We start from the raw sequence: 14491 nt of genomic DNA on the forward strand, positions 1-14491 counted from the left end.
GTCAGGTCCTTTTTGAGCCCCGTGCCGGGTTTAAAACAAAGGGAGAAGGAGAGAGTAGGCCCTCTTTTGTGTTCATAGCCGCGACTTGTATGTTGAGAATCTATTGTACTTACTGAAAATTTGAATATGGTAGACAAAATACAAGAGCGTAATTTTACCTGCACTTTTTGCCGAATGCTGATACAATAAAGGATGTTACTATTTAGTAGAAAGAGTGGTAAACATGTTAGATTGGATGAAAAAGCTGTTTAACAAAGAGGAACATCAGGAAGAAAAAGCAGCGATAAATAAAGCAGTACCGAAGAACACTGAAAGTAAGCCGAAAATTCCTCGTGTAAACCACTACACTGAAGCAAGAGAAGCACAAATGGCTAGTCGGAATTTAGGTGTGAAATGCCGATTTCCGTTAATACCTGATGATGGATTTGATGAGGAGAATGTGGAAGAATCAACACATTTTGAGCAGCAACCTCTGCCAAGAGTAACGAACATGGAGAGACGCAGGCCAAGATATGTAGAAGAAGAACCAGAACCAGTTCATACATTTGCCCCGCCAAAAATTGAACGAGAAATTGAGCCAGAGCCTATCGTGCCAAAAAAATCTGTGCCAGTACAAGAAAGCCGTCGAAGACCATTTCGCCCGACAGAAATGATTTCGCCTATCTTTGGATATAAACGTCCTTCGAGAGAGAAACAAGAAGTTAAGACGGAAGAAAAAGGGCAGGAAGATCTTGAAATATCCGTTGAAGGAAAATCTGTCGTCGATGCTTGGTTGGAGAAAAAAGGATACTCTATTTCGAATTTCTCAGACGAATCCTTTATTCCTTCTAAGAAGCAGGAGAAAAACCTGGAGCATACTGGGCAACAAGAAAGCCCAGAAGAGGAAAAGTCAGTTGTTGATCAGTGGCTAGAGAAAAACGGTTACGATTCTGAGCGTTCATTCACTTCGTTAGAGGGGCAAGAAAAGGTAGATGTCATTTCAGACTCTCTTCCATTTGAAACTGATAACTTGTTACATAAATCAGTTGGACAGGATAATAAGAAAGAAGAGCATACTGTTGAAATCGTACAGGTATTTGAGCAAGAACCAGATGTAGTGGCGTTATCACAATATGATAACGAAGCGAAGGAAGAAATCTTGCAAGATGAGTTGCTAGATTCTACGGTAGAGAATATGGATACAGCGTCAACGGAAGAAAATGAATATAAGAAAGAAATAGAAGAAGAACAGCTAGTGGAGAAAACTACTTTAGAAGAAAATGTTGTTGAAGTAGTGGAAGAAGCTGAAGAACCAACGCCGGAAGTTGGAGAAGTGGAAGAAGCTGAAGAACCAACGCCGGAAGTTGGAGAAGTGGAAGAAGCTGAAGAACCAACGCCGGAAGTTGGAGAAGTGGAAGAAGCTGAAGAACCAACGCCGGAAGTTGAAGAAGTGGAAGAAGCTGAAGAACCAACGCCGGAAGTTGAAGAAGTGGAAGAAGCTGAAGAACCAACGCCGGAAGTTGGAGAAGTGGAAGAAGCTGAAGAACCAACGCTGGAAGTTGGGGCAGTGGAAGAGGCTGAAGAACCAACGCCGGAAGTCGGAGCGGTGGAAGAAGCTGAAGAACCAACGCTGGAAGTTGGGGCAGTGGAAGAGGTTGAAGAACCAACGCCGGAAGTCGGAGCGGTGGAAGAAGCTGAAGAACCAACGCTGGAAGTTGAAGCAGTGGAAGAAGCTGAAGAACCAACGCCGGAAGTTGGAGAAGTGGAAGAAGCTGAAGAACCAACGCTGGAAGTTGAAGCAGTGGAAGAAGCTGAAGAACCAACGCTGGAAGTTGGAGAAGTGGAAGAAGCTGAAGAACCAACGCCGGAAGTTGAAGCAGTGGAGGAACCAGAAGAAACGCTGGTAGCAGAAACATTTGAAGAAGCAAAAATTGCCGAAACAGCGAAAGAGTCTTCAGAAGAAACGGCTCAAGTAGTAGTTGAAAAAACGACAGAACAAGAGAATTTGGTTTCTAAAGCGGAAAACAATGTTTCAGAAACATCTTCAGCAGCAGACGAGCACACGAAGGAAGCAGTTCAAAACTTTGCAAATGTATTAATCGAAGAGGCAGAAGAAAAGCAAGAAGTTGCTGTGGAACAGCCTGTTAAGCAAAAAGAAGAACCGAAACGTGAGAAAAAGCGCCATGTGCCGTTTAATGTTGTGATGTTAAAACAAGATAGAAGAAAGTTAATAGAGAGACATGTGGCAGGAATGAAAACGCCGCAGACTCCTATAAAACAAGCTGAAGAACCAGTAAAGGTGCACGAGCAGTCTGTACAACAAGTGGAAGAAGCACCACAAGGAAAAGCGCAAACTGCACAGCAAGTTATAGTGGAAACTCAAGTGGAAGAGAAACCAGTAGAACAGGTTATAGTGGAAACTCAAGTGGAAGAGAAACCAGTAGAACAAGTTATAGTGGAAACTCAAGTGGAAGAGAAACCAGTAGAACAAGTTATAGTGGAAACTCAAGTGGAAGAGAAACCAGTAGAACGAGTTATAGTGGAAACTCAAGTGGAAGAGAAACCAGTAGAACGAGTTGCAGTGGAAGATCAAGTAACAGAGGAGCCAGTTCAACAAACGGAAATGAAGGCACCTGTTGCAAGTGCAGGAGTACAAGAGAAAGCATACGTTATAGCGCGAAGAGAGAATGATATGCGTAATGTACTGCAAACACCGCCTGAATATGCTATGCCACCATTAACACTATTGACGATTCCAAGTCAGTCGACATTAGATAATACGGAATGGTTAGAAGAACAGAAAGAATTATTAGATACGACGTTTAATAATTTCCATGTTGGGGCTCATGTTATCAATGTTTCACAAGGACCAGCTGTAACGCGCTTCGAAGTACAACCTGATCCGGGTGTGAAAGTAAATAAAATCACAAATTTAAGTGATGATATTAAGCTGAGTTTAGCTGCAAAGGATGTTCGAATTGAAGCACCAATTCCAGGGAAAAGTGCCATCGGAATTGAGGTTCCGAATAAAGAAAGTAAGCCGGTATTTCTTCGGGAAATCTTAAGAAGTCCTGTGTTTACGAAGAGTGAATCACCGCTTACAGTTGCGCTTGGACTTGATATTTCTGGAGCGCCAATTGTAACCGATATTCGAAAGATGCCGCATGGACTCATTGCTGGTGCGACTGGTTCAGGGAAAAGTGTGTGCATTAACGCGATTTTAACGAGTATTTTATATAAAGCGAAACCACATGAAGTGAAGCTGATGTTGATTGACCCGAAAATGGTTGAGCTCGCACCATATAATTCTATTCCCCATCTTGTAGCACCTGTTATTACAGATGTGAAAGCTGCTACAGCAGCGTTAAAATGGGCTGTAGAAGAAATGGAACACCGTTATGAATTGTTTGCGCATGCTGGTGCACGTGATTTAGCTCGTTATAATACCATCGTAAGTAGCCGAGAAATTCCAGGGGAAACATTGCCGTACATTGTTATTGTAATTGATGAGTTAGCCGATTTAATGATGGTTGCTCCTGGTGATGTAGAGGAAGCAATTTGCCGCATTGCACAAAAAGCACGTGCTTGTGGTATTCACTTATTAGTTGCAACGCAGCGTCCGTCTGTGGATGTTATTACAGGATTGATTAAATCAAACATTCCAACGCGTATTGCGTTTACAGTATCATCTCAAGTAGATTCACGTACAATCATTGATATTGGAGGAGCGGAAAAATTACTTGGTCGCGGTGATATGCTATTTTTAGGAAACGGTACGTCAAAACCCGTTCGTGTACAAGGGGTATACGTATCGGATGATGAAATTGAAAAAACAGTTGAACATGTGAAAAAGCAAATGAAGCCGAACTATTTATTTAAGCAAGAGGATTTATTGGCGAAAACAGAACAACATGAAGCCGAAGATGAACTGTTTTTTGATGCATGTCAATTTGTTGTAGAACAAGGGGGAGCGTCCACATCTTCTGTACAGAGAAAATTCCGCATCGGTTATAATCGTGCGGCACGTCTTATTGAAGAGATGGAAGCACAAGGTATTATTTCCGAAGCAAGGGGAACAAAACCGAGGGATGTTCTTATTTCAGAGGATGAGTTTGCTGCGATGCAGGAAACGAATGTATAGGAAGCGGTTTTGCTGTATACTAAGAGAAAATGTTGGATAGTAAAGTAGGGAGTAAACGACATGAAAGAAATTGAATTAAAATTAAAAGGTGAAATCAATCGACTAACAAATAAAACATTTAAATTTGATGAACGAGTTGGGGAAGGTTGGTTCTCTGCCGTTTACTTTTTAAAAACTCGTGACATTATTCAAGAATTTCGCCCGAAAAGTGTTGTGACAATGCAATTTTTCCAAAAGGAACATGCGGTACTTTGCGGAACAGATGAAGTATTAGCATTGTTACAAACATTTGCTGAACATCCGGAAGAGCTTGAAATCCATTCTTTAAAAGATGGGGACAATATTAATCCATTTGAAACAGTTTTAACAATCTCTGGACCTTATGAATATTTCGGGTTTTTAGAAGGTGTAATCGATGGGATCTTAGCTCGTCGTACATCTGTTGCAACAAATGTATATAATGTTGTACAAGCTGCTCGCAGTGGTGAAAAAGAAAAACCTGTTATTTTCATGGGAGACCGTGATGATCATTATACACAGCAAGCTGGTGATGGGTATGCTGCGTATATTGGTGGTATGAGTGCACAAGCAACGCATGCAATGAATGAATGGTGGGGCAAGAGTGGAATGGGGACAATGCCTCACGCATTGATTCAAATGTTTAATGGAGATGTTGTAGAAGCTGCAAAAGCGTACTATAAAAAGTTTCCAGAGGATGATTTAGTTGTACTAATTGACTACAATAATGATGTGATTACAGATGGTCTTCGTGTTGCACGTGAATTCGGCTCAGAATTAAAAGGTGTACGCATTGATACATCACGTACAATGATTGATCAGTATTTCATTCGTCATCCAGAAGTACTTGGCACATTTGACCCGCGTGGTGTAAATCCATCCCTTGTTTTCGCGCTTCGTAAAGCGCTTGATGAAGAAGGGTTCCAGCATGTAAATATTGTTGTAACTGGTGGATTTGATGAAAAACGTATTCATGAATTTGAAGCGCAAAATGTTCCTGTAGATCTATACGGAGTGGGCAGCAGTTTATTAAAAATGAACATTGGTTTTACAGGTGATAATGTAGAATTAAATGGAAAACCAGAAGCGAAAGCTGGACGTAAATATCGTCCAAACCCACGTTTAGAGCGTGTTCAACTAGAAAAAAGAGAAGATATGTAAGAAGAGGAAAAACTGATAGGGAATTGACCCTATCAGTTTTTCTGTTATCATAGTATAACGGATTGTTTTTTGCTATAATAAGTTTGTTATGGACATATAAGAAGTACGTACGTGTTTATCCCGATTGGTGAGAGCTAATGAAAGTTCCGCTGTATCGAGAATGTATGATGATTACCAAAATAAGAAAAGATTCATATACTGTCTTATAGATAGGCCGTTGTATTAGTTCGAAATGTTGGAGGTTCTTTAAGATGACAGTTTACCATTTTGTAGGAATTAAAGGAACAGGAATGAGTTCATTAGCACAAATTCTTCATGACATGAAGCATACTGTTCAAGGTTCTGATTTTGAAAAACGTTTCTTTACACAAGTAGCTTTGGAAAAGCGTGGTATCTCCATCCTTCCTTTTGATAAAAGTAATGTAAAAGAAGGACAAGTGATTATCGCAGGAAATGCGTTCCCTGATACGCATGAAGAGATTGTAGCAGCGAAAGAGTTAAATATCCCAGTACACCGTTACCATCATTTTTTAGGGAATCTTATGAGTAAGTATACAAGTGTTGCTGTAACAGGTGCACATGGAAAAACATCAACAACCGGCTTGTTAGCCCATGTAATGCAAGGTGCACACCCAACGTCTTACCTTATTGGAGATGGAACAGGGCATGGGGTAGAAAATAGTAAGTATTTTGTGTTTGAGGCATGTGAGTACCGTCGTCATTTCTTGTCTTACTATCCAGACTATGCAATTATGACAAATATTGATTTTGACCATCCAGATTACTTTACAGACATTAATGATGTATTTAGTGCATTCCAAGAGATGGCACTTCAAGTGAAAAAAGGAATTATTGCATGTGGTGATGATGAAGAACTGCAAAAAATTCAAGCGAAAGTACCTGTTATTTTCTATGGACTTGGTGAAGATAATGATTTCCAAGCACGTAACATCCAAAAGAGAACAGATGGTACTGTATTTGATGTGTTCGTTCGTAATACGTATTATGAAACATTCAAAATTACAGGTTACGGCAATCACAGCATATTAAATGCATTAGCAGTTATCGCGCTTTGTCACTATGAAAATGTTGATGTAGAAGCAGTAAAACATCAATTAACAACGTTTGGAGGCGTAAAACGTCGCTTTAATGAAAAACCGATGGGAGAACAGGTCATCATCGATGATTATGCACACCATCCGACAGAAATTAACGCAACGATTGAAGCTGCTCGTCAAAAGCATCCAGAGCGTGAAATTGTCGCTGTCTTCCAGCCGCACACATTCTCACGTACAGAAAAATTCTTAGATGAGTTTGCGGAAAGCCTAAGCAAAGCTGACCAAGTATACCTATGTGATATTTTCGGATCAGCACGTGAAAACAAAGGTGACTTAACAATTCAAGATCTGCAAAAGCGTATTGATGGTGCAGAATTGATTACCGATACAACAACGAATGTATTAAAGAAACATAAAAACGGCGTTCTTATTTTCATGGGCGCAGGCGATATTCAAAAATTCGAAGCGGCTTACGTGAAAGAAGTGCAAGTTGCGGAGAAGTAATAAAGCGAAGACGTGCAGCGGTGGCTGCACGTCTTTTTCATGTCGATTGTTGTAGAATGGTCACTATATTTTAATAAGATCTGATATATTGATGATGTATGTTCGTATAAGTCAGATTTAATTTCTAACACGTGCTGTTCTCTTATTTCTACAGGTAAATTCATTAAAGGTTGATTAAAATCATGTAAGAAATAAGTAACATATTGAGCTGCAAAAAGCACATCTTTGTTCATTTCTTATCATCCCCTTTTGCTAGTAACATGAGAGCGTGGTAAACTGCATCATAATCTTCTAAACGATTATGTAAAACTTCTCTCCCTTCATCTGTAATCCGATAATATTTTCTTTTCGGTCCATCACCTGATTCTTCCCAATAGGAAAGAGCCCAATCGTTTTTTGTAATTCGATTTAATATAGGATAAATCGAACCATTTGGGATATGAAATACAGGGATTTCTTGTAAAGCACTTGTAATCTCATATCCATACATAGGTTTCTTACTTATTAAAGACAAAATTGCGATTTCAAAAACACCTTTACGTAACTGAACAACCCAATTATCATTTTTTTCCATACTTTAACTATATATGATTCCAATCTATATATTAATCATATATAGTTGTTTTATTTTTACGTGTTGACCTAGAGTTAACTCTAGGTTGTAAAATAAGAATGTGAAAAACAAGGGGGAGATAACATGTATAAGATTGGTGAAGTAGCAGAGTTAACGGGGATGAGTATTCATACGCTTCGCTATTATGAAAAATTAGGGTTATTACCACCGCCAACACGAAATAGTGGTATTCGCCAATATACAGAAGTTGATGTACACTTGTTAAAATTTTTATATTCGTTAAAACAAACAGGTATGTCACTAGAGGAGATGGCGGAGTTTGCAAGTGATGGCTGCATTATAGAAGAGATTAGACAAAGAAAAGAGGAAGTTCCTGCGAAGGTGAAAAAGCGCATTGCGATTTTAACAACGCATTTAGATCGCTTAAAGGAGCAACAAGAGCAATTAAAGCGTGTAGTAGAACTAACAGAGGAGAAATTAGAAATTTATTACGGTTTTTTAGATGGCAAAGATGTGGAGGGTGACAATGAAAAATAAAGTATATGTACAGTTGTTAGGATTTGCGATATTTACAGGCGGAACGTTCAATGCTTCCAAATACGCAGTACAATATTTTTCAGCGGTTCACATCGCAGCTTGGCGTTTTGGAATTGCTGCTTTTATGATGCTGAGTATCTTAATGATAAGAAAAAACCTTGAGAGGGAAGTGTGGAAACAAAATATTGGTTATTATATTTTGCTTGGTATAGTGGGTGTATTTGGATTTAACTTCTTTTTCTTTTTAGGAATGAAACATACAGAAGCGATAAATGGTTCGCTTATTATGGCAACGAATCCGCTTGTTACGACGATATTAGCAAGGTTAATTTTGCGAGAAAAAATTGTGAGACAGCAAGTAATTGGAATGGGTTTCGCATTACTTGGAGTTGCTTTTGTTATTACACAAGGATCATTTTTGGTGATACAAAATTTAGCATTTTCAAAAGGGGATTTCTATATTTTATTAGGGAATATTTGCTGGGCATTGTATGGTGTGTTAGGTAGGAAGTTTATTAAGAACGGAAGTCCAATACAAACAACGACATATACAATGACTGTTGGAGCGCTTGCTTTCCTTATTGTATCTCTCACGCAAAAGAGTGTAGTGCCTATTTCAGAAATTCCTCTATTAGCATGGCTTTCTATCTTATTTATGGCGATTGGAATGAGTGTGCTCGGCTATCTTTGGTGGAATAAAGGAATCGTACAAATTGGAGCAGCAAAAACATCTTTATTTTTTAATTTAGTTCCCGTTGTTACAATGCTTGTTTCTTTTGTAGAAGGAGTGATTATCACAATCTCGCAATGTTTAGGGATGATTTTAGTCATTACAGGTGTTCTATATTCTTCCGGTTTTCTTGCTATAAAATCCAAAAAAGAAAGTGTGAATATATAACCCTTAACATTTTATAATTAGAAATGTTAGAATAATAAGAAAAGTGTTAGAGGGGGATAGAGCAATGTTTACACTTCGAGTCGATGATGAAATCAAACTTCAATTGTTAGAAAAACATCATAAAGAAGAATTGTATCAATTAGTGGATCGAAGCAGGGAGCATTTAAGAAAATGGCTTCCATGGGTAGAGGGGACAAAATCTGCTGATGCATATGACGAAATTCTTCCGATGTGGCTAAAGAAATATGCGGATGGAAACGGTTTTGAAACAGGTATACGTTATAAAGGAAAGCTCGTTGGAATGGTCGGTATTCACGAGGTGAACTGGGCTAAGAAAGCAACAAGTCTTGGATACTACCTTGCAGAAGAAGCAGGTGGAAAAGGAATTATGACAAGGAGTGTAAAAGCGGTACTTCGATATGCGTTTGAAGAACTAAAATTGAATAAGATAGAAATCCGTTGTGGGGTAGAGAATCAGAAAAGCCGTGCGATTCCGGAGCGACTTGGCTTTAAGTTAGATGGAGTTATGCGTGATGAAGAGTGGCTTTATGACCATTTTCATGATCTTGCTGTGTATAGTTTACTAGCTTCAGAATGGAAGGAGATTCGATGAGCGATACGATTTGCATTCAGTCATATGAAAGTAAGTACCAATCTGAAGTAGTCGATTTAATTATTCACATTCAGCAAAAAGAATATAACGTACCAATTACAAAGGAAGAGCAGTCAGATTTACAGGAAATTGAGCAGTTTTATCAAAGGGACAACGGAAGTTTCTGGGTAGCAACACATGATGGGAAAGTAGTTGGAACTGTAGCCTTATTGGATATTGGAAATAAGCAAGTAGCCTTGAGGAAAATGTTTGTGAAAAAAGAATTCCGGGGGAAGGTGTGGAATACCGCGAGCAAGTTGCTACAAACGGCTATCTCTTGGGCAAAAGAAAGAGAATTAGAAGGAATTTATCTTGGAACAACAGTACAATTTTTGGCGGCACATCGCTTCTATGAGAAAAATGGATTTCAGAGTATGAAAGTGGAAGAGTTACCAGGGAGTTTTCCGGTGCTGCAGGTAGATAAGAAATTTTATAGGTATGGTTTGTGAAGAATAGAGATCATTCAAATCGAGAATGATCTTTATTTTTTTGTTAAGGAAAATGGAAATGATGGTATAATTTAGGTGAGAGGTGATGGTATGAAATTTCCTATCCAAAGAAGCACACCAATTATGATTTTTGTAAGTGCAATGTTAATTCTTATGATTGTTTTACCAATCGGGATGTTGATTATGAATAAAGGAAACTGGGGATCGGCACTTATAGGAGGCGCAATTTGCCTCATTGTAAATGTACCGCTTGTTTGGGACGTATTTATTAAGAAATATACAGTCGAAAATGGTGTATTGAAATATGGCATATTGAACGAAGACGTTACACTATCTGATATAAGAGTGGTGCGTCAAGTTGGAAAATCACTCGAAATTACAACGAACCGATACAAAGTCCATATGATTGCTATGCCAACAGATAAAGAAAAGTTGTTGTCACTCATTCAAGAAGCGAATCCACATGTGAAAATAGATTTAAAAGCATAATGGAGGACGAGGAATGAAACATTTTCGGCTGTTATTTTGTTTTGAATTATTGATGGTACTGGTCGTTTGTGTTAGAGGGTATGTTCGTTGGGAGTGGCCGTTGTATTTGTCGATAGGTGTAGGCATTTTAGCAGTTGTACTTTTGTTTTATTACCATTCTCGTCAAATCAGAAGCAAAGGACAGGAAGTGGAGAAATAATATCGACCGTCCGATAAAACGCGACATACCAAAAGAGCTCTCCCACCAAAAGGAGAGCTCTTTCACATTTTATTTTAAGTTCTCAGGATTTAAAGTTTCTAATTCAGGTACAACGAAGCGACCGTCTTTACGGATTAATACGTCGTCGAAGTAAATTTCACCGCCGCCGTATTCAGGGCGTTGGATGCATACTAAATCCCAGTGGATGTTAGAGTTGTTGCCATTCCATGCATCGTCATAAGCTTGTCCAGGTGTAAAGTGGAAGCTACCGTCGATTTTTTCATCAAATAGGATATCACCCATTGGATGTAAGATGTATGGATTTACGCCGATTGCGAATTCGCCAACGTAGCGCGCGCCTTCATCTGTATCAAAGATTTTATTGATGCGTTCTGTATCGTTTGCAGTTGCTTCAATAATTTTTCCATCTTTGAATTTCAACTGTACATTTTCGAATGTATAGCCATTGTATGGTGATGGCGTGTTATAAGAAACTGTACCGTTAACAGAATCGCGAACTGGTGCAGAGTATACTTCACCATCAGGAATGTTTAAATGACCAGAGCATTTAATAGCTGGAATGTCTTTAATAGAGAATGTTAAGTCAGTTCCAGGTCCAACAAGACGAACTTTATCTGTTTTGTTCATAAGTTCAACAAGGTTATCCATTGCTTTATCCATTTTGCCATAATCTAAGTTACATACTTCGAAGTAGAAGTCTTCGAATGCTTCTGTGCTCATTTTTGCAAGTTGTGCCATAGATGCATTTGGGTAGCGAAGAACAACCCAGCGTGTTTTTGGAACACGAATGTCTCTATGAACTTTTTTACCAACTGTTTGACCGTGGATCTTCATGCGCTCACTTGGAACGTCGGCTTGTTCGTTAATGTTATCGCCAGAGCGAAGACCGATGTAAGCGTCCATATCTTTCATTACGCTTGCTTCATATGCAGCGATTTGCTCGAAGTGTTCTTCAGTAGCGCCCATCAATAATGAGCGATCGACCCCGTGATCTTTCAATGAAACAAATGGGAAACCACCAGCTGCATAGGCTTCTTTTACAAGTGCAGTTACAAGTTCTTTTTGCAAGCCAAAGTTTTCAATCAATACTTTTTCGCCTTTTTGTAAGCGGATTGAGTAGTTAATTAAATTATATGCTAAAGTTTCAATACGTGCATCTTTCATATGTAAAGCCCCCCTACTAATTATGTATCCTTCCTTATTGTACCCTACTTGCTGGAATTTGTTTAATGATTTATGGTACATTTGACGAACAAGTGTGAAAATTCTAGTGGAATTGCAAGGATTAGAACGAAACGGAAAATGATTGTATAATAGGAGAAAGTATGAAAAAGATAAAGGAAGTGATGAAATGCAAGTTCTTTTATACGTAAGTGCAGCCATAATTGCAATTGCTTTTGCCATATTGGTGGTGTACACATGTAGAACGTTACTATCCGTTCAGAAGACGCTTGAAAATGTTGCAAGCACGCTAGAAGGTTTAGAAAAGCAAATGCAGGGGATAAGCGTAGAGACAGAGCAATTATTACATAAGACGAATGCATTAGCTGATGATATTCAGCAGAAATCTCAGTCATTAAATAAGGTAGTAGAAGGCGTAGATGGAATTGGAACAACAATTCATTCTTTAAATACGAAACTTCGCAATGTATCAGATTCTGTAACAAATGAAATTGAAAATAATGCAGACAAAGTTGCACAAGTTGTACAATGGAGTAGTGCAGCGATTGAAGTGTATAATCATTTTCGTGCTACTAGACAAGAGAAGAAATTAGAAAAAGCTGAGAAGAAGTTAGAGAAGGAAGAGAAAAAAGAGAAGCGTTCTAGACTTCCAATTCGTATGAGAGGTGAATAACATGAGCATGACAAAAATCGAAACAATGGAAGAGTTTGAAGCATTATTAGAAACAGCGGAACCATATATTCTTTTTAAACATAGTACAACATGTCCAATTAGCCAAGGAGCCTACGCAGAATTTGAGGCATATTGTCAAGATGCAAAAGAAACACCTGCTTATTATTTATACGTACAAGATGCAAGAGATGTTTCGAATCGTATTGCAGAGCACTTTGGTATTAAACATGAGTCGCCGCAAGTACTATACATAAAAGATGGAGTAGCGGTATGGCATACATCACATTGGAATATTAAGAAGCAAACTTTAGAAGAGAATGTGAAGTAGGGAGAAGTAAGCGGAGACGCTTGCTTCTTTTTTTAGGATTCATGAACTATATAAATACAGATTGAAAAACTGATCGAAAACCGTTCTTTTTAGGTGGAAGAGAGGATCTACTCATGCATAGAAGTGGTCAGAGCCTCTTCTGCTCCCATGCCAAGTGAAGACAAAGAGAGAAAACGAGTGAAGGTTGAGTATGCTTTATGTAAGTGAAAGGAAACAATATATATTTCAAATAAGAGAACGATTCCATTTACAGTGTATATCATGTGACAACCTGATATCTATCGGATATAATAAATTATCTTAACCATGATAATAAGGTAATCTGTATATATAACTTGAAAGAGGTGGCTTTCTTATGGCATCACAAGAATTAGATCATTTACGCTCTCAAATTGATCAAATGAACCTACAAATTTTAGAATTATTAAATGAAAGAGGTCGTCTTGTTCAAGAGGTTGGTAAGTTGAAAGAAGTACAAGGTGTGAAACGATTTGATCCTGTACGTGAGCGTAATATGCTTGATTTAATTGCTGAGAAGAATGATGGACCGTTTGAAACATCAACTCTTCAACATATTTTTAAACAAATTTTTCAAACAAGCCTAGAATTACAAGAAGATGATCACCGTAAAGCACTTCTTGTTTCACGTAAGAAAAAGCCAGAGGATACGATTGTTGATATAAAAGGTGAAAAAATTGGTGATGGCAATCCTCACTTTATTATGGGACCATGTGCGGTTGAAAGTTATGAGCAAGTGCGCCAAGTTGCGGAAGCAATGAAGGAACAAGGGTTAAAGCTAATGCGCGGCGGTGCATTCAAGCCTCGTACATCGCCGTATGATTTCCAAGGGCTTGGCTTAGAAGGCTTGAAGATTTTACGACAAGTGGGGGATGAATATGATTTAGCGGTCATTAGTGAAATTTTAAATCCGAATGATATTGAAATGGCATTAGATTATGTTGATGTGATTCAAATTGGTGCTCGTAATATGCAAAACTTTGAGCTGCTGAAAGCTGCTGGATCGGTGAAAAAGCCAGTATTGTTAAAACGTGGTTTATCAGCAACGATTGAAGAATTTATGTATGCGGCAGAATATATTATTGCACAAGGTAACGGAGATATTATTTTATGTGAGCGCGGCATCAGGACGTATGAAAAGGCAACGCGTAATACGTTAGATATTTCTGCTGTGCCAATTTTGAAGAAAGAAACACATTTACCGGTCGTAGTGGATGTAACGCACTCTACAGGACGACGTGATCTCTTATTACCAGCTGCAAAAGCAGCGATGGCAATCGGTGCTGATGCGGTTATGGCTGAAGTACATCCAGACCCGGCTGTTGCGTTATCCGATTCAGCACAACAAATGGATATTCCAGAATTCAATGAGTTTATGAAAGAATTAAAGGCATTTCGCGGTAGATAGTCAGAATGGCTTGTGGGGTCTATGCGATACTTGTTGTATAGGCTTTTTTGCAGAAAATGTTCTTTTTCACATAAAAAATACGAAAATAGGAGAAAAGAAGCGAATTTTTTCGAAACTTTTGCGGGAAAATATTGTATGAGCCTGCATTTTTATCGTATCATTAGTAAAAGGACTCGGGAGTGACATCTTCAAGTAGAGTTGA

Annotated in this window: 15 protein-coding genes; 12 read left to right on the forward strand and 3 right to left on the reverse strand. The window is 38.6% G+C overall.

Features of this window, described 5'->3' with window-relative positions; genetic code table 11:
- Positions 1-223: 223 nt before the first annotated feature.
- From MHH45_RS20440 to murC, 3 genes are all read left to right on the forward strand, one after another.
- Complete coding sequence (locus MHH45_RS20440) at positions 224-4120, forward strand: DNA translocase FtsK (protein ID WP_340862897.1); 3897 nt, start codon at positions 224-226, stop codon at positions 4118-4120.
- Between the two features lie 60 nt (positions 4121-4180).
- Complete coding sequence (locus MHH45_RS20445; RefSeq protein ID WP_016116674.1) at positions 4181-5299, forward strand: nicotinate phosphoribosyltransferase; 1119 nt, start codon at positions 4181-4183, stop codon at positions 5297-5299.
- 251 nt (positions 5300-5550) lie between these two features.
- Positions 5551-6861, forward strand: a complete 1311-nt coding sequence (gene murC / locus MHH45_RS20450; protein ID WP_016116673.1) for a UDP-N-acetylmuramate--L-alanine ligase — start codon at positions 5551-5553, stop codon at positions 6859-6861.
- On the opposite strand, the gene MHH45_RS20455 is transcribed toward murC, so the two are convergent.
- Positions 6828-7094, reverse strand: coding sequence for a hypothetical protein (locus tag MHH45_RS20455; RefSeq protein ID WP_139350061.1), 267 nt, complete (start codon positions 7092-7094; stop codon positions 6828-6830). The genes murC and MHH45_RS20455 overlap by 34 nt on opposite strands.
- Entirely contained in the window at positions 7091-7435 is a 345-nt protein-coding gene (locus tag MHH45_RS20460) for a PadR family transcriptional regulator (protein ID WP_016116672.1), read from the reverse strand. The genes MHH45_RS20455 and MHH45_RS20460 overlap by 4 nt, the downstream gene beginning before the upstream one ends.
- A 123-nt stretch (positions 7436-7558) precedes the next feature.
- Here MHH45_RS20460 and MHH45_RS20465 point away from each other — a divergent pair, with 123 nt between their 5' ends.
- From MHH45_RS20465 to MHH45_RS20490, 6 genes are all read left to right on the forward strand, one after another.
- Positions 7559-7972: a MerR family transcriptional regulator gene (locus MHH45_RS20465; protein ID WP_016116671.1), complete on the forward strand. Its 414-nt coding sequence runs from the start codon at positions 7559-7561 to the stop codon at positions 7970-7972.
- Positions 7962-8870: a DMT family transporter gene (locus tag MHH45_RS20470; RefSeq protein WP_016132119.1), complete on the forward strand. Its 909-nt coding sequence runs from the start codon at positions 7962-7964 to the stop codon at positions 8868-8870. Before MHH45_RS20465 ends, MHH45_RS20470 begins: the two co-directional genes overlap by 11 nt.
- 64 nt (positions 8871-8934) lie before the next feature.
- Positions 8935-9483, forward strand: a complete 549-nt coding sequence (locus tag MHH45_RS20475; protein ID WP_016116669.1) for a GNAT family N-acetyltransferase — start codon at positions 8935-8937, stop codon at positions 9481-9483.
- Entirely contained in the window at positions 9480-9971 is a 492-nt protein-coding gene (locus tag MHH45_RS20480) for a GNAT family N-acetyltransferase (RefSeq protein ID WP_016116668.1), read from the forward strand. Before MHH45_RS20475 ends, MHH45_RS20480 begins: the two co-directional genes overlap by 4 nt.
- Before the next feature lie 90 nt (positions 9972-10061).
- The gene (locus tag MHH45_RS20485) at positions 10062-10460 is read left to right on the forward strand and encodes a PH domain-containing protein (RefSeq protein ID WP_016116667.1); all 399 of its coding nucleotides are present in this window, start codon (positions 10062-10064) and stop codon (positions 10458-10460) included.
- 13 nt (positions 10461-10473) lie between these two features.
- Positions 10474-10659, forward strand: coding sequence for a hypothetical protein (locus tag MHH45_RS20490; protein WP_016116666.1), 186 nt, complete (start codon positions 10474-10476; stop codon positions 10657-10659).
- Positions 10660-10728: 69 nt separating this feature from the next.
- Here the strand turns inward: MHH45_RS20490 and MHH45_RS20495 are convergent, their stop codons facing one another.
- The gene (locus MHH45_RS20495; protein WP_016132118.1) at positions 10729-11844 is read right to left on the reverse strand and encodes an aminopeptidase; all 1116 of its coding nucleotides are present in this window, start codon (positions 11842-11844) and stop codon (positions 10729-10731) included.
- 142 nt (positions 11845-11986) lie between these two features.
- Here MHH45_RS20495 and MHH45_RS20500 point away from each other — a divergent pair, with 142 nt between their 5' ends.
- From MHH45_RS20500 to MHH45_RS20510, 3 genes are all read left to right on the forward strand, one after another.
- Positions 11987-12535, forward strand: a complete 549-nt coding sequence (locus tag MHH45_RS20500; protein WP_033671532.1) for a DUF948 domain-containing protein — start codon at positions 11987-11989, stop codon at positions 12533-12535.
- Between the two features lies 1 nt (position 12536).
- On the forward strand, positions 12537-12863 hold the full coding sequence (gene ytxJ / locus MHH45_RS20505) for a bacillithiol system redox-active protein YtxJ (protein ID WP_016116663.1): 327 nt from the start codon (positions 12537-12539) through the stop codon (positions 12861-12863).
- Positions 12864-13218: 355 nt separating this feature from the next.
- A complete protein-coding gene (locus tag MHH45_RS20510; RefSeq protein WP_088093800.1) occupies positions 13219-14289 on the forward strand; it encodes a bifunctional 3-deoxy-7-phosphoheptulonate synthase/chorismate mutase in 1071 nt (356 codons plus the stop codon).
- The last annotated feature ends 202 nt before the right edge of the window (positions 14290-14491 follow it).

Source organism: Bacillus sp. FSL K6-0042, from assembly GCF_038006685.1.
Lineage (GTDB): Bacteria > Bacillota > Bacilli > Bacillales > Bacillaceae_G > Bacillus_A > Bacillus_A pseudomycoides.

Coding starts and splice junctions, on each gene's coding strand:
- MHH45_RS20440 (WP_340862897.1), top strand. CDS start 224: ATGTTAGATTGGATGAAAAAGCTGTTTAACAAAGAGGAACATCAGGAA.
- MHH45_RS20445 (WP_016116674.1), top strand. CDS start 4,181: ATGAAAGAAATTGAATTAAAATTAAAAGGTGAAATCAATCGACTAACA.
- murC (WP_016116673.1), top strand. CDS start 5,551: ATGACAGTTTACCATTTTGTAGGAATTAAAGGAACAGGAATGAGTTCA.
- MHH45_RS20455 (WP_139350061.1), bottom strand. CDS start 7,094: ATGAACAAAGATGTGCTTTTTGCAGCTCAATATGTTACTTATTTCTTA.
- MHH45_RS20460 (WP_016116672.1), bottom strand. CDS start 7,435: ATGGAAAAAAATGATAATTGGGTTGTTCAGTTACGTAAAGGTGTTTTT.
- MHH45_RS20465 (WP_016116671.1), top strand. CDS start 7,559: ATGTATAAGATTGGTGAAGTAGCAGAGTTAACGGGGATGAGTATTCAT.
- MHH45_RS20470 (WP_016132119.1), top strand. CDS start 7,962: ATGAAAAATAAAGTATATGTACAGTTGTTAGGATTTGCGATATTTACA.
- MHH45_RS20475 (WP_016116669.1), top strand. CDS start 8,935: ATGTTTACACTTCGAGTCGATGATGAAATCAAACTTCAATTGTTAGAA.
- MHH45_RS20480 (WP_016116668.1), top strand. CDS start 9,480: ATGAGCGATACGATTTGCATTCAGTCATATGAAAGTAAGTACCAATCT.
- MHH45_RS20485 (WP_016116667.1), top strand. CDS start 10,062: ATGAAATTTCCTATCCAAAGAAGCACACCAATTATGATTTTTGTAAGT.
- MHH45_RS20490 (WP_016116666.1), top strand. CDS start 10,474: ATGAAACATTTTCGGCTGTTATTTTGTTTTGAATTATTGATGGTACTG.
- MHH45_RS20495 (WP_016132118.1), bottom strand. CDS start 11,844: ATGAAAGATGCACGTATTGAAACTTTAGCATATAATTTAATTAACTAC.
- ytxJ (WP_016116663.1), top strand. CDS start 12,537: ATGAGCATGACAAAAATCGAAACAATGGAAGAGTTTGAAGCATTATTA.
- MHH45_RS20510 (WP_088093800.1), top strand. CDS start 13,219: ATGGCATCACAAGAATTAGATCATTTACGCTCTCAAATTGATCAAATG.